The organism is Helicobacter sp. WB40 (assembly GCF_027859275.1).
GTDB lineage: Bacteria > Campylobacterota > Campylobacteria > Campylobacterales > Helicobacteraceae > Helicobacter_D > Helicobacter_D ibis.
This window is the reverse complement of sequence record NZ_JAQHXS010000003.1, coordinates 87730-114578: the sequence shown is the minus strand read 5'-3', so window position 1 is coordinate 114578 and position 26849 is coordinate 87730. Positions and strand designations below refer to the sequence as shown.

Genomic DNA, 26849 nt, shown 5'->3' with positions numbered 1-26849 from the left:
TAGCTTCCTTTATCCAAATCTTCCATTTACATAATCTTGTGTTTTTTTGAATTTTGGTTTATTAAATATTTTATCCGTATCATCATATTCCACAACTTCACCAAGCCAAAAAAATGCTGTTTTATCAGAGATTCTCGCAGCTTGTTGCATATTGTGTGTAACTATTATTATAGTGTAGTCTTTTTTTAATCTAGTAATTAACTCTTCGATTTTTAGAGTAGATATAGGATCTAAGGCGCTTGTAGGCTCGTCCATTAATATTACTTGTGGTTTTATAGCTAGAGTTCTTGCGATACACAGCCTTTGTTGTTGCCCCCCACTAAGCCCTAATGCACTTTCTTTTAACCTATCTTTTAAGTCGTCCCACAAAGCAGCATCTTTTAATGATTTCTCCACAATATCATCTAATTTGCTTTTGTCTTTAATGCCATGCGTTCTAGGTCCAAAGGCAATATTGTCATACACACTCATAGGAAATGGGTTTGGTTTTTGAAATACCATTCCGACCTTTTTTCTTAAAGTAATTACATTACAATCTTTATAAATATTTTTACCACAATAAGAAATTTTACCTTGAACAACACAATTATCAACCAAATCATTCATTCTATTTAAAGTCTTTATAAATGTGGATTTGCCACAACCACTAGGACCTATAAAGGCTGTTACCTTGCCTTTTAGAATCTGCATATTTATATTTTTCAATGCATGAAACTTACCATAATAAAGATTCATATCTTTAATGCTGAAACAATATTTCTTATCCATATTAAGCCTTAGTTAGTTTTTTTGCTATGAAATTTGATAGCAAATTTATAAAAAATACGATTATAATTAACACCATAGCCGTGCTATATGCTTCATTTACATGCAATCCTTCGCTAGATATCGCATACATATGCACACTTAAAGTTCTACCAGAATCCATAGCTGATGCCACCTTAGCAACACTGCCTGATGTGTATAGCAATGCAGCACTCTCACCAACTATCCTGCCAATACTAAGAATAACTCCAGCTAAAATACCCGGAATAGCAGCAGGAACCACAATAGCAAAAATCGTCCTAAGCTTCCCAGCTCCAAGTGCAAAACTTGCTTCTCTAAAGCTCATAGGTATTGCCCTTAATGCTTCTTCAGAGCTTCTTAATATAAGTGGTAAAATCATAATTGCCAAAGTTAAAGCCCCAGCAATAATACTAGTCTTAAAGCCAAAATAAATAACAAATGCTAAATATCCAAATAATCCATATACAATACTTGGAATCCCCACTAATGCATCAGAACCTATTCTAACTACTGCTAATATTTTACTCCTTTTATTTCCATATTCACTCAAAAATATCGCACCAAAAAGCCCTAAAGGAAGTGAAATAGACAATGCAATAACAATCATATGCAAAGTATTAATAATAGCAGGCATCATTGATACATTCTCGCTATTATATTCCCACGCAAACAAATCCCAAGAAATATAAGCCAAACCATTATAAAAAATAAATCCAATAAGCAATAAAAACACTAAAAGCACCGTAGCCATTGAAAACTTCATTGCTAATGATAAAATAAGTGATACAAGATCAGTTCTTAATTCGTTCATCGTCTATCCTTGCTTAAAAGACCAAAACCAGCATTTATAAGCAAAATAAATACAAATAAAGTAACTGCATTTACAATCAGCACTTCTTTGTGTAAATCAGTGGCATAGCCCATCTCAAGAACAATGTTTGTAGTTAGCGTTCTTACCCCATCTAAGACGCTATGCGGTAATTGCACTTGATTGCCTGCTACCATTATTACGGCCATTGCCTCACCAATGGCACGCCCCACACCTAAAATCACAGAAGATAAGATTCCACTTTTTGCTGCTTTTAAAGTTACAAAGAATACGCTTCTCTCTTTTGTTGCACCTAATGCTAATGCACCTTCGCAATAACTCTTAGGCACTGAATCTATAGCAGCTTTTGACACTAAAATTATAGTTGGCAATATCATTATTGATAGCACTAAGGAAGCTGCCAAAATACTCTTACCAGATACCCCACTAAATACATCTGCTAAGAATGGCACAATAACAACAAGCCCAAAAAACCCATACACAACACTAGGTATAGCACCTAATAGCTCAACTGTAGGAATTATAAATTTAGACAAACTTTTTGGGCAGAATTGAGAAAGATAAACCGCACTCAAAACTCCCAAAGGCACACCTATAAAAATAGCTAATGCAGTAACATAAATACTGCCTATAATCATAGGAAAAATACCAAATATTTCATCTAGAGGATACCAATCAAACCCAAATATAAATTCCAAAACACCAATAGAAAAAAGTGTAGGAATAGCATTAGCAAACAAAAATATACATATCATTGCTAATGCTAATGTGGATACTATGGCACAAAAGGCAAAAATACCTTTAAAAAAAATCTCTTTAAAATACATTACTTAACTTTATCCCAAGTAGTAATATTTCCCAAAAATATATCTCTAACTTGCTCTTTACTCAAAGAAGAGATAGGATTTTCTTTATTTACAATAATTGCCAAACCATCAATAGCTAAAATCTCATAACTAATTCCTTTTTTAGATTCGCTTTCTTTTATTTCTCTTGATACCATTCCTAAATCAGCAATTCCTTCAACCACAGAATTCACCCCTGTTGTAGAATCTGATTGCTGAATCTCTATTGTTGCATTTGGATTAATCTTTGCATAAGATTCTTTTAGTTTCTCCATTAGAGGCGTTACAGAGCTTGAGCCTGCTATTACTACCTTGCCACTTGGTTTATTTCCTGTATATGGAGCACTTGCATTAGAAATATATCCAGCTTTTTCTACAACAGCCTTTGCGTCAGTTGATAGTATGTAGGAAATAAAATCACTCAAAAGTGGATTCCTATCACCCTTAGTTACAATATGGAATGGTCGTGAAATAACATAGCTTTTATTTTGTATGTTTTCTACACTTGGTACTTTACCATCTATACTTACTGCCTTTACTTTATCATTTAAAGATCCAAGAGAAATATAGCCTATTGAATTTTTAGAGTTTGATACACTTGTTATCATTACTCCTGTTGAGTTTGTAACCTCTGCACTTTTTGAAGTTGCATCAATTTTCTTACCCTTTACTTCTCTATGAACTTCAAATATTTCTACAAAAGCCCCTCTAGTTCCTGAACCCATTTCTCTTGAAATAGGATATATATTTTCTGCCATTAATGCACTTGCACACAATGACAAAGAAACAAAACTTAAAAGTATTTTCTTCATAAGAACTCCTAAAAATTTAAGTCTATGAAGTATAGAAAAAAATTGTAAAGTTTAAAAAGCAGATTTGTAAAGTTTGAGTAAAAGAAGATATGACCTCCAAAGGAGGCCAAAAAGACTACTGAAGTAATCTTAAGATATTTTGCTGTGCAGCATTTGACTGACTCATTGCATAGCTACCAGCTTGAGCTAGAATGTTTAGGTTAGAGAAATTAGCTGACTCTTGAGCGAAATCCACTTCTCTAATTCCAGATTCAGCAGATTTTACATTCACTTGAGTGATTGTAATATTGTTGATTGTTGATTGCATTTGTTGTTGAACAGAACCTAAGTCTGATCTAATTTGGTCTAATTGCTTAATAGCTGATTCTGCGATATCCATCATTAACATTGCTCCATTTAAAGTTGTAACACCAGCACCTAGATCTCCACCATATGATGCGTTTGCACTATTTATACCCACATTTGCACCGATAGCTGATTTTACATTAGCATCGAAGATTCCTTTTGAATCTCTTAATGTAGTTGTAGCTTCAGCGGCACCAGAAACTGCAGCGTTTGTAGCAGTATAATTGATATCATTTGAACCTAATCTAGTAAGTGTTAGAGAACCAACAGTCAATCCAGCTTGGATACCAGCAGCAGATACATTTCCACCAGTTATATTTATAGCTCTGCCATCTGTAGATCTTAGAACCAATGATCCATCTTCAGCAATTGATGCTTCAACACCTGTTTCTTCTTTCTTAGCATTGATAGCTTGAACAAGTCTTCCATCTCTATCAGCACCAGAAATTTCTTTAATATCACCAATTTTAACACCATTAATAGTAAGTGAAGTAATATCACCACCACCAATAGCACCACCTTGAACTTGAACCTTAGCTTCAGCTCGAATTCCACCTAAGTTATCAGAGTTTTTATTAATTACCTCTGCTAATGCACCCAAACCTGTTCCAGCAGATGTAGAGATAATAACTGACTCTAAAGCTACATCTTTTCCGCCTTTAGCTTGCTGGAAAACCATACTTTCTGTTCCAGTTTGGCTAAATTTTATAGTCTCACTTCTAACATGTCCAATTTTATCAGAACTTGTAGCACCAATACTTGCTCTAATTGTTTGATTAGAATAAGCACCAACTTGAAATTCTTTGTTTGTAAATCCACCAGCTAGTAGGTTAAGACCATTGTATGATGTTGTACCAGCGATGTTATCTAGCGATTCAATTAGCCTATTGATATCCGCTTGGATTGCAATTCTAGTTTGAGTTGTTTGACCGTCTTGAGCTGCTTGAGTAGCCTTAGTCTTAATTGTATCTAGAATCTTTATTTGCTCATCCATTGCCTTATCTGCAATTTGGATAATACCCATACCATCATTACCATTTCTGATTGCTTGACCTAGAGCATTTGCTTGAGATCTCAAACTATCAGCAATAGCCATACCTGAAGCGTCATCTTTAGCAGAGTTAATTCTTAAACCTGAACTTAACTTTTGCAAAGAATTTGCTAGGTTTGTTTGTGTGAATGTGCTTTGAGCATGTGCGTTTAACGCATTAACATTGGTATTGACTTGGAAAGCCATTTTAAACTCCTTTTTATTTGTGCCTTACCTTCCTTGGCTTAGCATATTTTAAATTTAACCTTACAAGTTAAGTTTTACAACCTTCTTGTGTGGTTATGTGATTATATCGGATATATTTTTTAAAACTTTATATACTTGATACAAAATTTTTCAAACTTCCTATTTTTTCTATTTTGCACTCTACTAAATCACCACCTTTTAGAAATCTTGGCGGATTAAATCCCATACCAACCCCGCTTGGTGTGCCAGTTGATAATATTGTCCCACTCTTTAGCTTCATAGCATGTGATAGCTCATAAAGCATGAAATCTATTTTAAAAATCATATTTCTTGTATTACTATTTTGCCTTAGCTCACCATTTACATAGCATTGTATATCCAAAGACGGAATCTCATTATTAAATTCATCCTTACTAACGATACAAGGTCCCATAACACAACTACCTTTTAGACTTTTGCCAAAATAAAATTGCTTATATCTCTTTTGTAAATCCCTAGCAGAAATATCATTAATAATCGTATAGCCAAAAATACTATCTAAAACCTCATCTCTGCTTGGTTTATAAATATCCTTGCATAAAATAACGCCTAATTCCACTTCATAATCAAGCATATTTGTAATATCGCAATTAAGAGGAATCTCACCAAATGGAGATACCATCTCATCTACACGCTTTGAAAAATACACAGGATAGTCTCTTGTCTCAAATTTCTCTCCTTTAAAAGTTGCAGATTCTTTTGCGTGTTCTAAATAATTTACCCCAACACATAGGACATCTTGCAATGGAGAGATAATTGGAGAGAGAATCTCTACACTATCTATACTAATCCCTGCCTTGTTTGAACCACTCTTTAGTCTAACTAGAACCTCTTGTGAATAATTTTGCAAAAACTCATTCATGGTTGTAAATTCTAAAAGAAAATCACAAAAAGAATAGCACATATCATCTACTAAGATTCCGCAATACACTTTACTTTGATATTTGTAGCTTACAAACTTCATAATCACCCCTTAAAGTTATACCCATTAATATATCATTCTTAAAGCAAATATAAAATCTATTTTGGATAAATTAACTTCAATGTATAAAATCAGTGCTTTGGAGTGGTAATGAATCTTTCAAATCTTACAGAAGAAAAATTAAAAAGCAAGATAAAAGATTTGTATTTTGAAGATTTCAATTATTTCGGGGACAAGATTGACTTTACCATCACACAAAATCTCGGAATCTTAGGTGAAATCAATCTGCTATGGGCAGAGGCAAAAAATGGCAAAGACTCTTGTATATATAAGTCATTTATCCAGCTTATTCTCACTATCGGAAAATATCGCTACAACACACAGCAAACCCCAAAATTCTTAGGTGCATTTGACGCAGAGAAGTTTGCATTTCTACCCTTTTCGTGTATCCAAGAGGTTTTTTATCAAAATGACATCAATTGGAGTATCACCCCAAGCAATCACAAAACAGAGCAATTCCAAACCCTCCTAGAAAGTCTAAAGCTAACATTAAAAAACGAGATAATTCTATTCTCCTATGAAAACCAAAGTAAAGAACTTATAAACTTCATCACCCAAAACCTCACTACCGATGAAATCAATAAATACGAGATAGACAAAAATAACTTTGTCAGCGTGTATTTCAAATGGGTAGAAGTGGTAAGAAATAGCATTAACATTGACTGGGAGAGAGCCAAAGAAGTGGGGATCTTGGATGCGGATTTTTATCTAGCTGATTTACTCTCTAACGAAAATACAACAATCGCAGACAAGCTCTATGCCATCCTCAAAGGCTCACATTATGAGTTCAACAAAAAACTCACATTACTTGGCACAGAGAGCAATGAAATAGCCAATTTCAAAGACAACCAAAAAGCCCATCAAATTTTTTGGAGTGTGTATAAACGCCCTCCAAGAGAGGAGTTTTGGGAATACATCACACAAAGGAGAGATCTGCTAGTCGCTCAAGATGTTAGAGAGCGTAAAGGAGCGTTTTTCACTCCCAAAATCTGGGTGCAAAAATCTCAAGAATATCTTGCTAAAGCTCTTGGAGAGGATTGGCAAGAGGAATATTATGTATGGGATTGTGCAGGAGGGACGGGAAATCTACTCACAGGACTAAGCAATCCTAGAAATGTCTTTTGCTCCACGCTCGATCAAGCTGATGTGAATGTGATCAAAGAGAGGATCAAAAATGGAGCAAATCTCTTTGAAAATCATATCTTTCAGTTTGATTTTTTGAATGATGAGTTTTTTGACAAAATAGATAAAAAGGGTAATGTCCTTGCAGAATCTAAACTCCCTAAAAAACTCCAAGAGATTCTCAAAGATGAGAAAGAGAGGCAAAAGCTTGTAATCTATATCAATCCGCCTTATGCAGAAGCGAGTTCCTATGGAGAGGGAGGTAAGGATAGTGTTGCAAATAAAACAATAGTTTTTGAAAAATATCAATCATTAGTGGGTGCAGAAGCAATGAGTGAGCTTTTTGCACAATTCTTTATTAGGATTTATGTTGAAATAAGTGATTGTATTTTGGCTGAATTTTCCACTTTTAAATTTTTGTTATCAAAGAAATTTAAAAGATTTAGAGATTTTTTTAAAATCAAGTATCTGAATGGCTTTATGGTTCCAGCCTATACATTTGATAATGTTGATGGAATTTTTCCCATTGGTTTTATGATCTGGAAGTTAAATACAAAAAAATCTAGTGAAAAAATTGAAGTTTCTATCTATACCAAAGATAATCATTTTTTGGGGATTCGCAGCTTTATCACTCCTGACAAAACACATAAATCTATTTCAGATTGGAGAAGAACCTTTTATGATAAATCAGAAGAGATTTTGGCGGAAATTATTCTTGTTGGCGCAAGTATTCAAAGCAATAATAACACTTTCATTGACTCAATCGCAAAAGACACTTATCGCAATAAGGCAATGGTTGGAAGCATTACAAAAAATAACTTGATACAGATGAGTGTTTATTTTGCAGTCCGTCATGCAATAGAGGCAACTTGGATAAATGATCGGGATGAATACAGTTCTCCAAATTCTTTATGGGAAGAAGATCAAGAATTTCAAAGCGATTGTTTAACTTTTACACTTTTTCACGGACAAAATCGTGTTTCTAGTTCCAAAAAAACAAATCACTTTATCCCGTTTACAGAAAAAGAAGTAGGGGCAAAAAGTGCGTTTGAGAGTAACTTTATGACAGAGTTTATAAATGGCAAAATAAAGCTAGATGATACAAACAGCTTATTTACAGAATCTAACATGAGCGAAAAGCTAGAGTTTAGCCATGAAGCAAAGGTAGTTTTTGAAGCAGGAAGAGAAGTCTATGCTTACTATCACGCACAAGACTTTAGAGCTAAGCCTTATAATGTAAATGCCTCACTCTATGACATCAAAGAGTTTTTTCAAGGAAGGAATGCAAAAGGAGCGATGAATCCACCAAGCAAAGCAGAAGATCCTCACTACAAATCCCTAATTGCCACCCTTACAGAATCCCTAAACACCCTAGCTAAAAAACTAGAACCAAAGATTTATGAATATGGATTCTTAAGAGAATAAGCAAATATAAAATTTATTTTGGATAAATTAATAAATCTTTAGTTTGGGTAATAATCATGGATAGTTTGAAGGAATTTTTTGGCGATGTTTTTCCATTGCATAACTTAAAAATCTTAGATTCTAGCAATGCTTCTAATCTTGCATCTATTATTTTAAGTTTAGATGTAGATTCATTTAATATATTTTGGGAGACAAACACAATAAGTGATATTTCTAACAAATACCTAAAAGGTGAGCTAAACTACAAATTAATAGAGCAAATGCAATATGGAATCTTGCTAGACTTACAAAAAGACTCTATAGATATTAAACTAATAGAAGAAGTAATAAACAATCTACTAACCCTAAAAAACAATAATTTATTGTCAAATAAACGACATGATACACTAATACGACTCTTAGAAAAAATAAAACTACACAAACTACAACAAACACAGGACATAAAAGAAAGCACAATAAAATTTGTAAATTTTTTTGATGAATCTTTAGAGCTTATAAAAGAGCAAATAGACACGATACAAAATAAATGTGAAGTAAATGATATAACAAAGAATGATTTTATAGAAATAATCAACAAAGCCAAAAATCAACATTTTAAAATCGGTATAGCAGGAATTTTAAGTGCAGGAAAAAGCACACTAATAAATGCTCTACTAAAAGAAGAAGTACTAGGCAGTAGCACAATCCCAGAGACTGCAAGTCTAACTATCCTAAGGTATAGCGATAATAAAAAAGCAGAAATAACATTTTGGAATACACAAGAATTCAAAGAACTGCAAAAAACAATAAGCAATGAAACACTAGAGCTACTAGATACAGAATCTTTTAAAGAAAAAATACAAAGCTACATACAAGATACAACAAAAACAATAGAAGTAAAAATAGATGAGCTAAAAAACTACACTTCAGCAAATACAAGTGATAAATTATGCAATCTAGTCAAACAAACAACGCTATACACACCACTAGAGATTCTAAAAAATAATGTAGAACTAATAGACACGCCCGGACTTGATGATCCAATAATCCAAAGAGAAATAATCACAAAAGAATACATTAAGCAATGTGATTTATTGCTATATGCGATGAATGCCTCCCAAAGTGCTACACAACTTGATATTGACTTTATTATTTATGTGCTAGAAAACACAAATATATCTAGAATCTTAATTATCCTAACACATGCTGACTTATTAGAAAAAAGGGAACTAGACTTAGCCTTTGCATACACAAAAAGTAGCATACAAAAACAACTCTTAGACAAAATACCACATACAAAAGCTATGCTAATGATAGAGAGACTTGACTTTATATATCTAGCAAGTTATCCTGCACTACTTTGCAATACAAATCCAAAAAAAGCACAAGAAAAGGGATATACACTAAAAGATTCGAATCTACAAGCACTAGAAGACTATCTTAACTCAACACTGCTAGGAAGCAACAGCACAAAAGCCAAAGATATAATATTTATAGCTCTAAGACAATTTGAAAAAATATTGTTAAAACTACAAGAAAATCTAAACTTAGAATCCAAGCTACTCTTTGCTTCAGAATCAAAAATACAAGAAGAAATAGAAATAATAAAATCCCAAGCAACTCAAAAAACCGAAGAAATAAATGCCCTGCAACTAAAGCTTAAAAACGCCAAAGAAGAACTAGAGACATTCTTACAAAGTGCAAAAAACTCGCTAAACCAAAAACTAAAAAATGCAAAAACCATACTAACAAAAAGAATCTACGATGATATACTATACGATATGGAGAAAAACCAAACAATACAAAATAATAGACTAGATAGAATCTTAGAACTTGGACTTAGTGATTTTTTAATTGACATTCTAAGAGATAGCAAAAAAGAATTAAGTAAAAAAATAGATCAAATAAAACTCTCATTCTCTGAAATAGCCATCAATGAAAGTAGCAATATAAACTTGGATAAAAATCTAATTACAAAATGCAAAATACAACTTCTAAACGAAATACAAAAAATCACAAAAAAGCACAATAAAAATAGCAAAGATTCGATGTTTATAGAGCTTGGTAGGTGCTTTGATAGTGGATTTTTAAGCTTTGAAGATGAAATTATTAAGCAGAGCAAAAACTTTGAATCTAAAATCACGCAAGACTTCACACAAGCACTAGAAAACATAATAAACACACATAAAAAAGATGAAGAAGAAAAACAAAGAACACTACAAAAAATAATACAAAATAGCCACAATAACAACCAAGAAAAAGAACAAAGAATGATTAAGATAGATTCTTCACAAAAGTGCATAAAAGACGCACTAAAGCTATGCACAACACTACAACAATACACTACAAAAGAGTGAAATATGCTAGAACAATACATACAAGAATGCAACGAAATACTAAATAAACTTAAAGAAAAATCACCAACTCAAAAACTAATAATGAATCTATCTAACAACCTAGATACAAATGACTATTCTTTAAGCTTCATAAACAGCCTACAAAACAAAAGTAAAGAACCAATGCAAATAGCAATCATAGGACAATTCTCAAGTGGCAAAAGCACATTTTTGAACTCTCTTTTAGGGCAAAAGATACTCCCAACAGGAATAACACCAATTACATCTAAAGTATGCAAAATATGCTATGGAGAAGAATACATACTAGAAGTAATATATAAAGATGGTAGAAAAGTATTACAACATGTTGATTTCTTGCAAAAACAAACAAGAGAAGAAAGCAAAGAAATCGATCACTTTTGTTTATATGCACCAATTTTGTTTTTAAAAGAAATAAACTTCCTTGATACACCCGGATTTAACTCACAAAATATAGATGACACACAAACTACAAGCAAGATTTTAGAAAATATAGATGGGATAATTTGGCTAACCCTAATTGACAATGCTGGTAAAAATAGCGAAAAAATATTACTAAAAAATACAATAAAAAATTATGCACAAAAAAGCCTGTGTGTCCTAAACCAAAAAGACAGACTGCATTCACAAAAAGATATAGACACTAGCGTAGAGTATGCAATTGGCACATTTGGAGATATTTTTAAAAAAATAATTCCAATATCAGCAAAAATGGCACTTGACGCAAGGCTTAATAGCGATACAAAAATCTATCAAACATCACTAATTACGATGACACAAAAGATTCAAACAATAAATCCAACACAAGAATCAATAGAACAAATAAGAGAACTTCTAACCCAAGAAGAAACAAAAATAAATGAAGCACTAAAGAAACTACAAGACAATGAAAACCTAATGGAGCAATCAGGAATGCCCCTAATTTTCGACTTCTTAGATACTTATATAAAGCCAAAGGCAAGCATATCAAAAGAATATAGCGCTATAAAGAAATTCAAAGAAATGCATGTGCTATTAAACTTGCAATATCACAAGTTAAAAATGTGCTATATAAATTTAGAAAAAATACTAAAAGAACACATGCAAAACACAAAAGAAAACATAAATATCACACAAGAAAAAGAACAAAAAATATTTAATGACTTATACATAGGGCTTGATGCACTCTTAGACCTACTAGCACAAAAGATATACAACTCACTAACAACCAAAAATATAGAAATACAAACAATACAAAAAGGAATAATCTCAAATAAAATACAAATACAAATCAAAGAAGTAACAATCCTTCCAAAAGAACAATTACAAATCACTCTAACAAATGAGGATTCCCAACTTTATAAAAACTTCAAATCGCTAAGTTTGCAAATTAAAAATTTCTGTGAGTTATTTTCTAAAAGCATAAACAATTATTCTAAAGAGCTTCAAAAAAATATAGAACAATGGAAAAATAATGAAATAAAAAGACAAGAAATATACGCAATAGCAAAAGACAATAAAACACTAAAAGATTTAGAAGAATTTAGCATGGCATATTATAAAAATCTACTAACGCCATACTTCAAAAACGACTTGGAAATAATCTCATATCTAAATAGTGAGCTAACATTTCTTAGTAATTTTATATCAATAAACTACAACAACATAATAACTCTAAGCCTAAATAAAATAGACTTAAAAATAACAAACTCGATAGATAAGCACAAAGAAAACCAAAGTGAGTTTGCACTATTTACTCCGACATTAGAAAATATAAGAGATACACTTAATGAAGGATTCTGTTTTGAACAATTTCAAGCTAGACTATTTGGACCTATGAATCTGCTTAAAAAAACAAATTCAAAATTTATATCACAGCTTGAAGTAATAACAAAACAAAATATGCAAATAATTAGCGTTAATAAAGAAAATATAAACAAACAAATAGATACAATAAAGGGGAATCTTAAGGAAATTAGGGAATTTCAAAATATGGAACTAAAGTTGCTTTAATATATGCAAAATTAAACAAAGAAATGTTTATGCAAAGGAATGCTAGTGAAAGTTGAGCTTTTAGACCCATACATTCAAATTAGTATCGAAAAAGAATCAAAATTTCTAACTCGTGCAATAAATTTTGCCTATAAGCATTTTTCAAAAGCATATAGACTATCAAGTTCTGTGCTGATACTAGATGATGGCGAAAGATATAAAAAAGACTACTTTTTAAATTGGGCTTATCATGTAGCAATGCAAGAAGAAAACAAAAAAGAAAGTGAAAACTTCCAAGTAATACTTGATAGTAGTCATCTACCAATTAGGATAAAGATGGTAGAACAAAGAGGGCTATTAGAGCATGTAGTTGTATCATTACAAATAATCCAAAGCACACCTACAAACTCGCAAGTATGCCTAAAATTAAGCCGTCAAAGTCGCCTAGCTAGAAGGTATTTATGTTCTCTTTTTAGTCATTATTTAATAAGCTACACAAAAGAGGAGATATTTTTAGATTCTTCAAGTCCGTATTTTTGGGAAAAGATAATAGGAATGCTATCTCAAAAGGTAATACACAACATAGTTTTAGACTTTGATTATGCTACATTTAAAGCACATAACACATTTGAGTGCTTTGATGAATTTCTCACAAAAGAAGAAAAAATACTCAAAAAAAGCTATAAAATATTAGGTTGTAGCTATAATGATGACTTTGAAAATATAAAAACTAGATATATAGAGCTAGTAAAAATATATCACCCAGATAATGTGTATGGTCAAGATAAAAAAATAATAGACGGATATGCAGAGAAATTTAGAATCATAAATGAAGCTTATGAAAATATAAAGTCAAATTTCAAACGCATAGCATAAGGAGGAATCATGTCTAATACAGAAATAGAAGTAGAATTTGAAAAAGAGCCTAAAAAAAGCTTTATTCCTATGTTGCTTATTTTAACAATTGTAGTGCTTATTATATTTGGTGCTGGATTCTACCTGTTAAAACAACCATTAGGAAAAGAATTGCTACATGACGCAAAAATAGCACTTGGATTTAGTCAGCCAAATGCAAATGAGAATCTAAATGAAGTTGTAGATATAGAGGTTACTCAAATTGCACAAGATGATGAAATTACAAGACTAAAAGAAGCATTAGCTAAAAAAGAAATGGAGTTAGCAAAACTATCGAACTCTATAAATCCTCTAAACCAACAAAATGCTCAAGCAAACACACTAACCAATATAAGATATGTAATAAAACCAAAAAAACAAATAATTACAGAATGTTTCGCTATGGAAATTGGTAAATGGCAGATTCCTGCAAATTGTATGCTATCTATTGCTACAAATGTAAATAAAGAACTTAAAGATGATATTAGAGTTGTTGCCTTTGAAGTTCAAGGAGTGGTAGATACAAATCCATATAGAGGATTATCACCAGAGTTAAAGCAAGAAGGCTTAGCTTCTTTTAGAGCTAGAGAAGCAATAAGAGAAATAAACAAAAAAATACCAAATGCAGTAGCCTTTGAAGGCCCAAGTATGCAACTGCCTAATAAAAGAGGATACAGCATAAAGGCGTATTTCGTAGAATGACAAAACTAACTTTAGGTGTATTTTTACGCCCACAAACTCCACAGCTTAAAGAATACTTCTTGGAATTTAAGAGCTTGGCACTATCTCTTGGTTTTGAAGTATTATTAGAAGATTCTAGTGCAAAAATGCTAGGAGAAAATGGATTAGACATACACCAAATATGCACTAAATCTAACTTCCTAATCTCAATAGGTGGAGATGGCACATTAATATCAACTGCTAGAATCTCATATCCATATCAAAAACCAATTTTAGGTATAAACATGGGCAGATTAGGATTCCTAACAGACCTCCAAAAAGAAGAAGTGTCCTCCTTTTTACCAAACTTAAAAAATGGTAACTACAACATTGCAAATCACATGATTTTAGAAGGAAATCTAAAGGAACAAAAATTCTATTCATTAAACGACATAGTCCTTGCAAGATGTGGCAAGGGCATGCTAACTTTACAAGCATATATAGATTCTAAATATTTTAACTCCTATTATGGAGATGGGCTAATAATTTCAACCCCAACTGGCTCAACTGCATATAACATAAGTGCTGGTGGAGCTGTTGTATATCCATTTTCTGATAATTTATTACTAACACCAATATGCCCACACTCACTAACTCAACGCCCATTGATACTGCCATCAGAATTCAATGTATCAATAAGCACTAAAGAGACTTGCAACATAACATTTGACGGACAAGAGAGTGTAACTTTAGAGGTAAATGATACTTTAAGCATAAAATCACTAAAAGAAGGTGTAAAACTCATACACAACAAAGAATGGGATTATTTTAAGATTCTAAAAGAAAAGTTCTACTGGGGAGATTATGAATGATACAAAAAATAATGATTAAAAACTCGCCAACCTTTACAAACATAGAGCTAACCCCAAGTCAAAACTTCAATGTAATAAGCGGTGCTAGTGGTGCTGGTAAATCCGTGCTTATGGAGAGTGTCTTAGCAATTTTTGGACTTAGAGATATAAATGCAGAAATAATAGAAGCAACAATAAATCTACCATTTATAAGTGATGATTTTAAAGGATTAATCGATGATGGAGAAGTGATTTTAACCATCACTAAAAAAGATAAAATAAGATATTTTATAAATTCTCAAAACATACCCAAAAAAAGGATCAGCGAATTATTCTCGCATTACTTGCAACATTTAAGCACAAAATCAAACGATGCACTATCTCAAGAGAATTTATTTCTAGCACTAGATTGCTATTGTAGCACCAAAGATAAAGCACACAATGGGATTCTACAAGACTATAAAAATATCTATGAAAAATACACAACACAAAAAAAAGAACTAGAAAAACTAAAAGAAGAATCTCTAAAAATAAATGACCTAAAAGAATTTATAAAATTTGAAATACAAAAAATACAAGACCTAAACCCAAAAGAAGGCGAATACGAAGAGCTATTGCAATTAAAAAAAGAGTTATCAAAAAAAGAAAAGATTCTAAAACACATATATGAAGTGCAAGAATTTCTAAAAAACTCTCATGTAGTATCAAATCTATTTAAACTCCTAGAAATAGAAAATAGTCATATTATAGAATCTTTAAATGAGCTAGATACAATATGTCAAAGAGAAGAGCAAAGATTAGAAGAGCTAGATAGCGAAAATATCGAAAAAATACTAGAAAGAATAGAATCTCTAAGTGCATTAAACCATAGATATGGTGGAATCTCTGAAGCATTAGAGCATTTAAGCTTAAAGCAACAAGAGCTGGAAAAATACGAAAATATAGAACTAATATTAAAAAACACACAAGATAGCTTTAATAGCACAGAACAAGAACTGCAAAAAAGTGCAAAAACTCTGCATAAATCAAGAGACAAGCATTTAAAAGAATTCGAAGATACTCTAAATAGCACATTAACACTACTAAAAATGCCAAGCTTAAAAGTAAATCTACAAAATAGCCAAATAAATGCACTAGGAGATTCAACGCTAGAGTTAAATTTTGAAAAAACAAATATAAAAAATCTAAGCTCTGGAGAGTTTAATAGACTAAGACTAACACTGCTACTAGCACAAAGCACAAATAAAGATAATGCAATAATAATACTAGATGAACTAGATGCAAACTTAAGCGGAGAAGAATCTGAAGGAGTAGCGGAAGTATTACATCAACTATCAAAAAAATATCAAGTCTTTGCAATCTCTCACCAACCACATATGCCAAGCTTTGCAACAAAGCACTTCTTAGTAGAAAAGGGAGATAAAAGCTCTACAATAAAAGAACTAGACAAAGATGGCAGAATCCAAGAAATAGCAAGAATGATAAGCGGAAAAAATATAACAAAAGAGGCAATAGAATTTGCCAAAAATAAAATCAAATGAATATACACACTCTAAAAAAATTCGCCTCTTACATAAATTCTAACTCCAAATTAAGGCTAATAAAAAGAATAGGGGATAATTTATTTTATGTAAATATTAATGGAGAGATTTTTTATTTTGACCTAAGTAGGGGCAAGAGCCTAATTTTTATAACACAAGAATCTCTAATATCATCAAAGAGCTATAATGCACCATTTGACAAAACTATGCTAAAACTATCAAACTCAACAATAATAAAAGCTATTGCAGAACCAAATAACAGAATCTTAAAGCTATACTTACAGATACAAAATAGTTACAAAAGCCAAGAAATACTAATGCAAGTGGAATTCACAGGAAAAAATACAAACCTAATAATACTGCAAGATAACATAGTCCAAGATGCACTCCATCATATATCAAACGAAACATCATTTAGAGAAGTAAAGATAAATAAGCCCCTAGCAGAACTCTCACCGCTAAAGGAATTTAAAGATAAAGACGAAGGAGAATTATTTTATGCATTAAAAAATAACTTTGAGAAATTACAACAAAATCTACTAAGTGCTAAAAAACTAAAGCTAAAAAACAAAATATCACAAAAAATATCTCAAATAAATAAGAATCTCTCATCACTAAAAAACAAAGATGACTTAGAAAAAAACGCCAAAAAACACGCACTATATGGACATAAAATATTAGAGCATTTGCATAATTTTTCAAACTTTAAAGGGAGCTATATTGTGCTAGATGGTCTAAAAATAACACTCCCAAATAATTGCAACAACTTAAGTCTAGCAGCACAAATATTTTTCAAAACCTCAAAAAAAGAAAACAAAAAAGCGCAGAATTTGCACATAGAATCTGAAAACTTGCTATCAAAAAAAGAGTTTTATAAAAACCTATTGGAGCTAATAGAAAATACGCATAACATAGGGAACTTGGACATAATAGATTCAAACCTAAGCTACAAACATAAGAGTAAAAAAGAAACAAAAACAAATGAAAGTTTCTTTATAGAAGGCTTTAAAATATCAATAGGCAAAAATTCTAAAGAAAATATAGAGCTTTTAGAAAACGCTAAAGCAGATGATTTGTGGATGCATATTAAAAATATACCAAGCTCACATCTAATAATACACTCTGGCAAAAATAAGATTCCAGAAATAATAATTAAAAAAGCAGCCGAACTTTTGGTATCCTATTATAAAGGTTATAGTGGTAGGTATGAAGTTGATTATACAAAACGAAAGTTTGTTAAAATAGTGCAAGGTGCAAATGTAAATTACGGCAAGGAAAGCACAATAGTAATTTTGAAGGATTAAAATGGCAGTTAGCCCGGTTGGAAATACAACTTTTATAAACCAAAACTCACAAGTTAGCTCAACACAACATGCTAATGCCCAAGCAAAACTAGATTTCCAAGCATTAGTAAATATACAAGAAATGAAAAACAAACAAAACGAAATCGCGGAAGTCCGCCCTGCAGAAGACATAAAAAAAACAGATGAAGATGCTAAAGGCAGTAAGCAAGAACAAGAAAAAAAAGAAAAAAAAGAAAAGAAAAACAAAAAAAAGCAAAAAAAAGAACAAGAAAAAGACGAAATAGTGCGAGATTCACATGGTGATATAACCCACCTTGATATATCTGTCTAAAATACAGATTTTTATTTTTTTAAAAGAATCCCACACAAGTTGGGATTCTTTAGTATTAGTTAGCACCTTTTGGAGGATTAAATGCAGTTACCTCTTCTAGCTTACCAGTATATTTTTCTATATTTACCAAGCCAGTATGAGAAATATTTCCATTTGCTAACTTTGAAGTTGGAATATCTATTGTTAGGACATTTGCACAACCATTCTTACAAAGTGAATTTTTTTCTAAAGGATTTATCGGATCATACCAAGAACCTTCAGATAGCTTTAATACACCCTCTTTAATATTATCAGTTACATATGCACCTGCTAAGACCTGCCCTCTTTTATTATAAATTCTTACTATATCACCATTTTTGATACCCTTTTTCTTGACATCTTTTGTATTTATCCACACAGGTTCTCTACCAGATATAGCAGTCATATCCCTTAAAGAAGTATTAGCAAGTTGAGAATGAAGTCTATTTTGTGGGTGATTTGTAAGGAGTGCAAACTCTGCTGGTTTATCTTTGCATTTCATTTTTACCCTCTGTGTATTTTTTGTAAATTCCAAATTCCTTTGCCAAATCACTAAAAACATCATAATCATCTACAAATTCAAACTCTCGCTTTACAAGTGCTTTCATAGGAACGATATGCAAATTAGAATAACCCCACTCATTGAAATATCATTTCTTTCATAAGGAGTAGTAATAGGCATAACAATATCAGCAAATTTAGCAGTAGGAGTCCAATAATGTTCATGCACAACTATTGTTCTTGGTTTTCTCCATGCTTTTACCATTGTGTTTGTATCTTGGTGATGCACCATAGGATTCCCATCAACCCAACAAATAAAGTCAATATCTGGGTATGTTATTTTCTTGCCATTATCATCAATTGTTTTGCCCGGATTTAATAACGCATCAGCAATTCTTGCTACTGGGAAATTTATCTTAGAGCCTTGCATTAGCCATTCAGCACCTGCTTCGCCTCCAGCGCCTATACTCATACCACCAATAATTCCAGCCGTTGCAGTTGGAGATCCACCATTACTATAATGATAACTCAAACCAAATCCACCGCCCGGAAGCCCTATTTGACCAACCATGCAAGAAAGTGCTACAAGTATCCAATGTGGCTGCTAACCATGATGAGCTCTTTGCATACCCCAGCCAAATATAAACATGGTTCTATTTTCAAAGAATGTTTTTGCAAGTTGTTTAATAGTTCCTTCTTTTATACCGCAGATTCTACTAGCCCATTTTGCATTCTTTACTACGCCATCTTTTTTTGCCCAATACATAAGCACTAAACTCATCAAATCCAGTAGTATAATTTTCTATAAATCTTTATCATATTTGCCTGTGCTAAGCATAGTGTGTATGATTCCAAGCATTAATGCAACATCAGTATTTAGCACTGGTGATAACCACTCTGCACCTAGATACTGACAAGTATCATTTCTTATAGGATCTATACATATAATTTTTTTACCAGAATTTTTTAGCTTCTCTAGATATTCTAAGCCCTTACCTTCGTTTATAGTCCATGCGATTCTTAGAGTAACAAACGGATCAGCACCCCAAATTACAATTACCTTTGAATCTTCTAGCACAACATCCCATGAAGTTTGTTGATTATAAACTTCCAAACCCCCACATTGCATGAGGCATAATAACTTGTGAAGCTCCAGTAGAATAATCTCCAGTGCTACCTACATATCCTCCTGCCATACCCATAAATATATGCAACAAGATTCTAGCATTATGCATATTTCCGCTACTTTTCCAACCATAACTTCCAGCAAACACAGCAGTATTTCCATTCTCTTTATAAGTTGCTTTTAGTTCTTTTGATATTAATTTTATAGCTTCCTTATAACTTACCCTAACCCACTCATCAGCACCTCTAAGTTCAGGCTTTGGATTTTTTGGATTTTCCAAATAACTCTTTCTTACAACAGGGTATTTTATTCTTGATTTTGTATAAATCAAATCAAGCGTTATAGAATGAAATGGATTTATAATATCGGAATTTAGAGCATTTGTAGTAGAGAGTAATTTGCCATCTTTAATAGTAGCCTTTAAGATTCCCCAATGAGCACCAGTTATAACCTCACCATCTAAAACTAATTTGCTATTAAAGCCTTTAATGCCAGCTGCAAAAAGTGCCATAGCTTTAAGCACACCTCTTCTAGTTATATTATTGTCTGCATTTTTATACTCATCATCTCCTCCTTATTTTTATTTTGGCATATCGCTTGCATTTTTTTTGCAAGAATTGTGTTAGCAAATACACACTTTCATTATCCATACCACTTCTCATACCAATTGATTTAACTATACTAGGCCACTGATTTGCCTTAAATTTAGTAGCTATACAAGCTATGACATATAGAGCAGTTTGCTACATATCATTGGCGGCTTTATAAAGTGGCTTTACATCATTTGTTAGATTGTTTTTTGTGGTTTTAATTATTAACTCTGCTTCATACCATTTCTTATCGGAATCGCTTTCTACTTGTTTGCCTAACTTTGGTTTCACACCTGAAGTTCTACCTAGTGCAACATTTAAGATTCTGCGGTTTGGTGCATAATAAATGGCATTTTCTGCACCCTCTTGCACATATCCTTTACCTTTAGTTCAATATTCTTAGAATCTACATTTAAAACTTCAATTTGAGCAGTTGGAAGCAATCTTCCTATTGCCTTATTTTCCTCTAAAAATAGATTCTTAACTTTAGTTGCATATAAAATATCGCCTTTTTCAATGTTTATACTATCAGCAACTAAGGCAGATGAAAACACAAAGCAATCAATGCAAACTTAACAACTTTCATATGTATGCTAAACATAAATCCCCCTATAAATAATTTAACTACCAAAGGTAGATTCAAAAATTCTTATATAAAACCAAATTAATTCAATATATGTCATTTATATAATTTTTTATATATTGAGAAACAAAAAAACTTCCATAAATTACAAATTTTATAAAGCTTTTTGTTATAATGAATACTTTGAAGCTAAAACTTAAGGAGTTCATCAATGAAGGCTATGATTATTCAAGGACCAAATTTAAATATGCTAGGAATAAGAGATCCAAGAATCTATGGTCCTGTAAAGCTAGATACAATACATGAAAACATCAAAAAACACGCAGAACAAATGGGAGTTGAAGTTGGATTTTTTCAAAGCAATTTTGAAGGCGAAATTGTAGATAAGATTCAAGAATGCTTAGGACAATATGATGGAATAATAATAAATCCTGCTGCATATGCACACACTTCAGTGGCTATAAGAGATGCAATAGCTGCTGTTAATCTACCCACAATAGAAGTTCATATTAGCAACATTCACGCAAGAGAAGAATTCAGGCACAAAAGCTTAACTGCTGCTGCTTGTTCTGGTGTGATTGCTGGATTTGGTCCTATTGGCTATCATTTGGCATTACAAGGATTATCACAGATTCTAAGTGAAATTGAAGCAATAAAAAACGCAAGAGCTCAAGCACAAACTCAACAAACTCAACAACAGAACTAAATTCTGTTGTTATGAAAACTAGCTACTGGGATATAAAATCATACAAAAAACTACAAATAAATAAAGATTGTATATGCTTTATTCCCCATGATTATCCTAAAAAAGACAGATTCAGCTTCTCACATAAAATCAAAAGATATGAACACATAAGAATAAAAAATCCATACAATAGATACAAAAACAAAAATCTAAGAAAATATGTCCTTCTCGGTATAGGTGGCAATGTTGGCAATGTGTTATCAACTTTTAGAAAGCTTACAAAACGCTTGAGTTATAAAAATGCTATAATTGCGTATTCTCCTTTTGTAAAGAATCCTGCCTTTGGTTATATAGAGCAAGATGATTTTTACAATGGCGTAATAGTAATTAAAACTAGTATGTGCTATGCTGATTTTTTTAGCTATTGTATGTATTTGGAGAGAATCTTTGGGAGAGCTAGGAAGCGTCCTTTTAAAAATGCACCTAGAAGCTTAGATATTGATGTTTTGGGGTTTAAAAATATTTTTATAAACTTGGCACATTTGCAGATTCCGCATAAAGAATGGTTTAAAAGAGAAAGTGTTTTAATCCCCCTAAAAGGAATTAAATGAAATTATTTACTTACACTGCTGAGACTTCAACCCTAGCATTAGCAGAAGCAAAAAAGGAGCTTGGAGATGAGTTCTCTATTATCTCACAGAAGAAAACAGGTGATGGAAAATATGAAATCTCTGTAGCCATAAGTGAAGAGGACTATAAAAAAATAAAAAGCAAAGAAGAAGAGCAAAAAGCAAAAGATGAACTATTTGCAACCAAAAACAACAAAATAGCTGAACGATTAGAAATCATCGCACAAAAAGAATTAGAAAAAAAACGAGCAGCAAATCTAGCACAAAATACATTCCCACAAAGCAATCTACCAGAAGAAGTATCTCTCCAACTATCAGACACGGTTAGGCAAATAGCACAAATTGCTGGAGTGAATTCTACAATGCCACAAAGACGATCTCCATATAAACAACTAGAAGAAAAACCACAAGAACCAAAGGAAAAGCCAAAAAAAGAAACAAAAGATTCAAGTGATTTTAAAGTCCTAAAGGGAGAAATAGATAGACTAAATGACAAACTAAAGCTAATACAGAACATGTTTTGGGAAGAGAGAGGCCCTAAAAAAGATGGTCTAATAATCCCACATGAATTTGCAGAAATTTATAGAATCACAAAAGCAAGCGGAATGGCAAAGGAGCATTTAGAAAAAATAATGCAATTAACATTAGAGTTAATGCCTATTAAAATGCGAGAAAACTCCGTGCTAATAAAAAGATACTTTAGAGAAGTATTGCGAAAAATGGTATATGCAAGAGCCGAAAATCTAAGCTCAAATTCAAAAAATATTATGATGCTAGTAGGTCCAACAGGAGTTGGAAAAACCACTACTTTAGCCAAACTTGCAGCAAGATATTCAAGAATGCTAAATAAAAACTATAAAGTAGGAATAATCACACTTGATACATATAGAATAGGAGCAGTAGATCAACTAATGTTTTATGCTAAAAAAATGAAGCTAAGCATAGATACGGTTGTTGATACAGAAGAATTTGTAAATGCACTAGATTCTCTAAAATACTGCGATTATATTCTAATAGACACCGTTGGAAGCTCACAGCACGATAGAGCAAAGCTGGAATCCCTAAAAAGCTTCATAAATGCAGACCCAAATACAAAAATAGATGTAAGCTTGGTAATGAGTGCAACAACAAAATATGAAGATTTAAAAGATATCTATCATACTTTCTCAACCCTAGGGATTGATACTTTAATTTTTACCAAGTTAGATGAAACGCATAGCTATGGCAATATATTCTCGCTAATCTATGAAACCAAAAAACCGACAAGCTATCTATCAATAGGTCAAGAAGTGCCAAATGATTTAAATGTCGCAACTAGCGACTTTTTAATAGATTGCTTATTAGATGGATTAATTAAGGCATAGAAGTGAAAAATCAAGCAGCAGCTCTAGAATCACTAGTTCAAAACGACAAAAAATTAGCCACTAGATTCATAGCTATAACAAGCGGTAAAGGTGGTGTTGGCAAAAGCACATTTTGTGCTAATTTAGCCTATAAACTTTGGCAACTTGGATTTAAAATTGGAATCTTTGATGCAGATATTGGATTGGCTAATTTAGACATTATCTTTGGTGTTAGATGCGAGAAAAATCTACTTCATGTGCTTAAAAACCAAGCCTCGCTAAAAGATATAATAGTCCCAATAGAACATGGGCTATATCTAATTCCCGGAGATTCTGGAAGTGATATCTTTAGATATAAGAGTGAATTTATGTTTGAATCTTTAGTTGAAGATTCAAAGTTTTTAGATGGGCTTGATTTTGTGCTTATTGATACAGGTGCGGGAATTGGAGAATACACACAGACATTTCTAAAAAATAGCGATGATGTAATTGTTCTAACAATACCAGATCCAGCAGCAATAACTGATGCTTATGCAACAATTAAGCTAACTTCAAACTTTAAAGATAGAATCTTCATGCTTATAAACATGGCAAAAAATAATGCTGAAGCTAGTATGATTTTTGACAAAATACAAAAAATAGCAGGAATGAATATACAAAATATAAATTTAGAATTAATAGGAAAGATAACCAAAAACACACTAATAAATTATTATAGTAAAAATAGGGGGATCTTCGTAAAAGAAGAACCGAATTCTGATAGTGCAATGGAGCTAGAAGAAATAGCAAGAACGCTTGCTAAAAAATTGGAACGAAATGTGCTAGTAAAAGAAGACAAAAGGTTTGGTAAGTTCATCAAAAAAATATTAGGACACTTTTAATAAAGGATTATAAATGATGTTAAAAATGGATAATTTTTTAAGCTTTGCCATTGTTAATGGATTCTTTATAGGCTTATTATTATCTTTTTTAAAATTTGACGATCCTGAAATGATAGTTGCTGGCACACTTCTATCAACTATTGGCTTTTATCTAATAACGCTAGTTAGCGTATCTTTCTTTATAAAATTCCTAACCCAAAAAGAAAGTTCTATAAAAAAACCATCTTATAATAACTTACTAGAAGAATATATCGAAGAATTTGATAAACGAGAAAAAGCAACAAACAAAATAAGAGGTTTCTTGAGAACTATGGAAAAAACAATGAGAGAGGAAGAAAAAGAAGAAAGAGTCTATAAAAGCAATAAAGATAAACTTTTAGAGTTAGCAAATGAAGACATTTTCTAATGGCTACCAAAGCGTAATCAAACAAAACCAAGACGAACTAGCAGTAGCTTATTTGCCGGCATTAAAAAGTCTAGCTGCCAAGCTTAAAGAAAGATTGCCTGCTAGTGTTGATTTTGCTGATTTAGTATCAATAGGCACAGAAGAGCTTATAAAGTTAGCTAGAAAATATGATGCAAGCATAAATGATTCATTTTGGGGATATGCTAGATCAAGGGTGCAAGGTGCAATGCTTGATTATCTAAGAAGCCTAGATTGCGTAAGCAGAAACACAAGAACACTAATTAAAAAAATAGATAATGAAATAGTAAAATACTATAATATCCACCAAGAAGAACCTGATAATGAGTATCTAAGTAAGGTTTTAGGCGAAGATATAGAAAAGATAAAAGATGCAAGAAATGCTAGCGAAATATATGCCGTAATGCCACTTGATGAGCAACTTAGTGCTTCTTTAGATGATAAAACTTATAATGCAATAGAAAAAGAAGAATTAGTAAATATCATACAAGACATTTTGGAGAAATCAACCAAAAACGAACAATTAGTAATCCAACTATATTACTATGAAGAATTAAGCTTAAAAGAAATAAGTGAAGTATTAGAAATAAGTGAATCTAGAGTATCGCAAATACATAAAACAATTATTAGAAAACTAAAATTAAATCTTTTGCAAAGGGGGATAAATGGCTGATATTCTAAGTCAAGAAGAAATTGATGCACTATTAGAAGTGGTTGATGATGATGGTTCAGAGACAGAAATCATAGACAAACCAGCCCCGACACAACAAAGGCAAATAACTCTATATGACTTCAAGCGACCAAATCGTGTAAGCAAAGAGCAATTAAGGGCTTTTAGAGGGATTCATGACAAAATGGCTAGAAGCCTATCAAGTCAAATTTCTGCAATCATGCGTTCTATTGTTGAGATTCAGCTTCATAGCGTGGATCAGATGACTTATGGTGAGTTTTTAATGTCCTTACCAAGTCCTACAAGCTTCAATGTTTTCTCAATGAAGCCACTTGATGGGACAGGGGTTTTGGAGATAAATCCAAGCATTGCATTTCCTATGATTGACAGACTTTTGGGAGGAAAAGGCGACCCTTATGAATCTACGCGCGAATTTAGTGATATTGAGCTAAACTTGCTAGATACAATTTTGCGTCAAATGATGCAGAATCTAAAAGAAGCGTGGGCACCTGTTACAGAAATATTCCCAACCGTTGATGTAAAAGAATCAAGCCCAAATGTTGTGCAAATCGTTGCACAAAATGAAATTGTAATCATGGTTGTTATGGAGATAATTATCGGACATAGTAGCGGTATGATGAATCTTTGCTATCCTGTTATCTCTTTAGAATCTGTGCTTTCTCGTCTTGCAAGTAGAGATATTATGCTAAGTGAAACTAACTCTAAAAAGTCTAGAAACAAAGAGCTTCAAGCACTTCTTGGTGGAGCGAAGGTAAATGTCGCTGCAGTCTTGGGTGAGACGAAACTTACTATGAGGGAAATTTTAGATTTAGAAGTTGGCGATATAGTAAGACTTGATAGACCTGCTGATGACACAGTTATTATAAATGTAGATGGAAGAGAGAAATTCCTAGCAAGTATAGGGCTTCACAGATATAGAAAAACAATTGAAGTAAAAGAAATGATAAAAACCGAAAAAGACCAAGTAAAAGAAATACTAGAAATGCTAGAAATGCAAAGAAAATCAAGAGCAAATGAAATAGAAGAAGAATAAGCTTAAATAGGGAGATT

Annotated in this window: 24 protein-coding genes and 1 pseudogene; 16 read left to right on the top strand and 9 right to left on the bottom strand. The window is 32.2% G+C overall.

The window, feature by feature from the left end:
• Positions 1 to 9: 9 nt before the first annotated feature.
• The 6 genes from pstB to PF022_RS03050 form a co-directional block, all read right to left on the bottom strand.
• On the bottom strand, positions 10 to 768 hold the full coding sequence (gene pstB, locus PF022_RS03075; protein ID WP_271020468.1) for a phosphate ABC transporter ATP-binding protein PstB: 759 nt from the start codon (positions 766 to 768) through the stop codon (positions 10 to 12).
• A 1-nt stretch (position 769) separates the two neighbouring features.
• Positions 770 to 1597: a phosphate ABC transporter permease PstA gene (gene pstA / locus PF022_RS03070; protein WP_271020467.1), complete on the bottom strand. Its 828-nt coding sequence runs from the start codon at positions 1595 to 1597 to the stop codon at positions 770 to 772.
• A complete protein-coding gene (gene pstC, locus PF022_RS03065; RefSeq protein ID WP_271022750.1) occupies positions 1594 to 2442 on the bottom strand; it encodes a phosphate ABC transporter permease subunit PstC in 849 nt (282 codons plus the stop codon). Before pstC ends, pstA begins: the two co-directional genes overlap by 4 nt.
• Positions 2442 to 3272: a substrate-binding domain-containing protein gene (locus tag PF022_RS03060; protein WP_271022748.1), complete on the bottom strand. Its 831-nt coding sequence runs from the start codon at positions 3270 to 3272 to the stop codon at positions 2442 to 2444. The genes pstC and PF022_RS03060 overlap by 1 nt, the downstream gene beginning before the upstream one ends.
• 115 nt (positions 3273 to 3387) lie before the next feature.
• The gene (locus PF022_RS03055) at positions 3388 to 4854 is read right to left on the bottom strand and encodes a flagellin B (protein WP_271022747.1); all 1467 of its coding nucleotides are present in this window, start codon (positions 4852 to 4854) and stop codon (positions 3388 to 3390) included.
• A 127-nt stretch (positions 4855 to 4981) separates the two neighbouring features.
• Positions 4982 to 5857, bottom strand: coding sequence for a fumarylacetoacetate hydrolase family protein (locus PF022_RS03050; protein ID WP_271022746.1), 876 nt, complete (start codon positions 5855 to 5857; stop codon positions 4982 to 4984).
• Positions 5858 to 5959: 102 nt separating this feature from the next.
• On the opposite strand from PF022_RS03050, the gene PF022_RS03045 reads away from it, so the two are divergent.
• From PF022_RS03045 to PF022_RS03005, 9 genes are read left to right on the top strand one after another with little or no spacing between them, the layout of a single operon-like run.
• A complete protein-coding gene (locus PF022_RS03045) occupies positions 5960 to 8422 on the top strand; it encodes a hypothetical protein (RefSeq protein ID WP_442908572.1) in 2463 nt (820 codons plus the stop codon).
• A 56-nt stretch (positions 8423 to 8478) separates the two neighbouring features.
• A complete protein-coding gene (locus PF022_RS03040) occupies positions 8479 to 10758 on the top strand; it encodes a dynamin family protein (protein ID WP_271022743.1) in 2280 nt (759 codons plus the stop codon).
• Positions 10759 to 10761: 3 nt separating this feature from the next.
• Complete coding sequence (locus tag PF022_RS03035; RefSeq protein ID WP_271022742.1) at positions 10762 to 12768, top strand: dynamin family protein; 2007 nt, start codon at positions 10762 to 10764, stop codon at positions 12766 to 12768.
• Between the two features lie 45 nt (positions 12769 to 12813).
• Positions 12814 to 13623, top strand: a complete 810-nt coding sequence (locus PF022_RS03030) for a J domain-containing protein (RefSeq protein ID WP_271020459.1) — start codon at positions 12814 to 12816, stop codon at positions 13621 to 13623.
• Positions 13624 to 13632: 9 nt separating this feature from the next.
• Positions 13633 to 14343, top strand: a complete 711-nt coding sequence (locus PF022_RS03025) for a hypothetical protein (RefSeq protein WP_271022741.1) — start codon at positions 13633 to 13635, stop codon at positions 14341 to 14343.
• On the top strand, positions 14340 to 15173 hold the full coding sequence (locus PF022_RS03020; RefSeq protein WP_271020457.1) for an NAD(+)/NADH kinase: 834 nt from the start codon (positions 14340 to 14342) through the stop codon (positions 15171 to 15173). The genes PF022_RS03025 and PF022_RS03020 overlap by 4 nt, the downstream gene beginning before the upstream one ends.
• The gene (locus PF022_RS03015; RefSeq protein ID WP_271020456.1) at positions 15170 to 16693 is read left to right on the top strand and encodes a DNA repair protein; all 1524 of its coding nucleotides are present in this window, start codon (positions 15170 to 15172) and stop codon (positions 16691 to 16693) included. The genes PF022_RS03020 and PF022_RS03015 overlap by 4 nt, the downstream gene beginning before the upstream one ends.
• Entirely contained in the window at positions 16690 to 17997 is a 1308-nt protein-coding gene (locus tag PF022_RS03010; protein ID WP_271022740.1) for a hypothetical protein, read from the top strand. The genes PF022_RS03015 and PF022_RS03010 overlap by 4 nt, the downstream gene beginning before the upstream one ends.
• A gap of 1 nt (position 17998) precedes the next feature.
• A complete protein-coding gene (locus PF022_RS03005) occupies positions 17999 to 18328 on the top strand; it encodes a hypothetical protein (RefSeq protein ID WP_271022739.1) in 330 nt (109 codons plus the stop codon).
• Between the two features lie 55 nt (positions 18329 to 18383).
• Here PF022_RS03005 and PF022_RS03000 read toward each other — a convergent pair.
• The 3 genes and pseudogenes from PF022_RS03000 to PF022_RS02990 all read right to left on the bottom strand — a co-directional run bounded on the left by PF022_RS03000 (position 18384) and on the right by PF022_RS02990 (position 21117).
• A pseudogene (locus PF022_RS03000) lies at positions 18384 to 20484 on the bottom strand (molybdopterin-dependent oxidoreductase).
• A gap of 232 nt (positions 20485 to 20716) precedes the next feature.
• On the bottom strand, positions 20717 to 20935 hold the full coding sequence (locus PF022_RS02995) for a hypothetical protein (RefSeq protein ID WP_271020453.1): 219 nt from the start codon (positions 20933 to 20935) through the stop codon (positions 20717 to 20719).
• The gene (locus tag PF022_RS02990) at positions 20881 to 21117 is read right to left on the bottom strand and encodes a hypothetical protein (protein WP_271022738.1); all 237 of its coding nucleotides are present in this window, start codon (positions 21115 to 21117) and stop codon (positions 20881 to 20883) included. The genes PF022_RS02995 and PF022_RS02990 overlap by 55 nt, the downstream gene beginning before the upstream one ends.
• Positions 21118 to 21357: 240 nt before the next feature.
• On the opposite strand from PF022_RS02990, the gene aroQ reads away from it, so the two are divergent.
• The 7 genes from aroQ to fliM are packed head-to-tail and all read left to right on the top strand — an operon-like array spanning position 21358 to position 26832.
• Positions 21358 to 21852 (top strand): type II 3-dehydroquinate dehydratase, encoded by a 495-nt coding sequence (gene aroQ / locus PF022_RS02985; protein WP_271020451.1) that lies wholly within the window; start codon positions 21358 to 21360, stop codon positions 21850 to 21852.
• 11 nt (positions 21853 to 21863) lie between these two features.
• Positions 21864 to 22442 carry a 2-amino-4-hydroxy-6-hydroxymethyldihydropteridine diphosphokinase gene (folK, locus tag PF022_RS02980; RefSeq protein ID WP_271020450.1) on the top strand — a complete coding sequence of 193 codons (579 nt, stop codon included), beginning with the start codon at positions 21864 to 21866 and terminating at the stop codon, positions 22440 to 22442.
• Positions 22439 to 23824, top strand: a complete 1386-nt coding sequence (gene flhF, locus PF022_RS02975; protein ID WP_271020448.1) for a flagellar biosynthesis protein FlhF — start codon at positions 22439 to 22441, stop codon at positions 23822 to 23824. Before folK ends, flhF begins: the two co-directional genes overlap by 4 nt.
• A 2-nt stretch (positions 23825 to 23826) precedes the next feature.
• Positions 23827 to 24684: a P-loop NTPase gene (locus tag PF022_RS02970; RefSeq protein WP_271020446.1), complete on the top strand. Its 858-nt coding sequence runs from the start codon at positions 23827 to 23829 to the stop codon at positions 24682 to 24684.
• Positions 24685 to 24697: 13 nt separating this feature from the next.
• Entirely contained in the window at positions 24698 to 25090 is a 393-nt protein-coding gene (locus tag PF022_RS02965) for a hypothetical protein (protein WP_271020444.1), read from the top strand.
• Positions 25074 to 25781 (top strand): RNA polymerase sigma factor FliA, encoded by a 708-nt coding sequence (locus tag PF022_RS02960; protein WP_271020442.1) that lies wholly within the window; start codon positions 25074 to 25076, stop codon positions 25779 to 25781. The genes PF022_RS02965 and PF022_RS02960 overlap by 17 nt, the downstream gene beginning before the upstream one ends.
• Positions 25774 to 26832 carry a flagellar motor switch protein FliM gene (gene fliM, locus PF022_RS02955; protein ID WP_271020440.1) on the top strand — a complete coding sequence of 353 codons (1059 nt, stop codon included), beginning with the start codon at positions 25774 to 25776 and terminating at the stop codon, positions 26830 to 26832. Before PF022_RS02960 ends, fliM begins: the two co-directional genes overlap by 8 nt.
• The last annotated feature ends 17 nt before the right edge of the window (positions 26833 to 26849 follow it).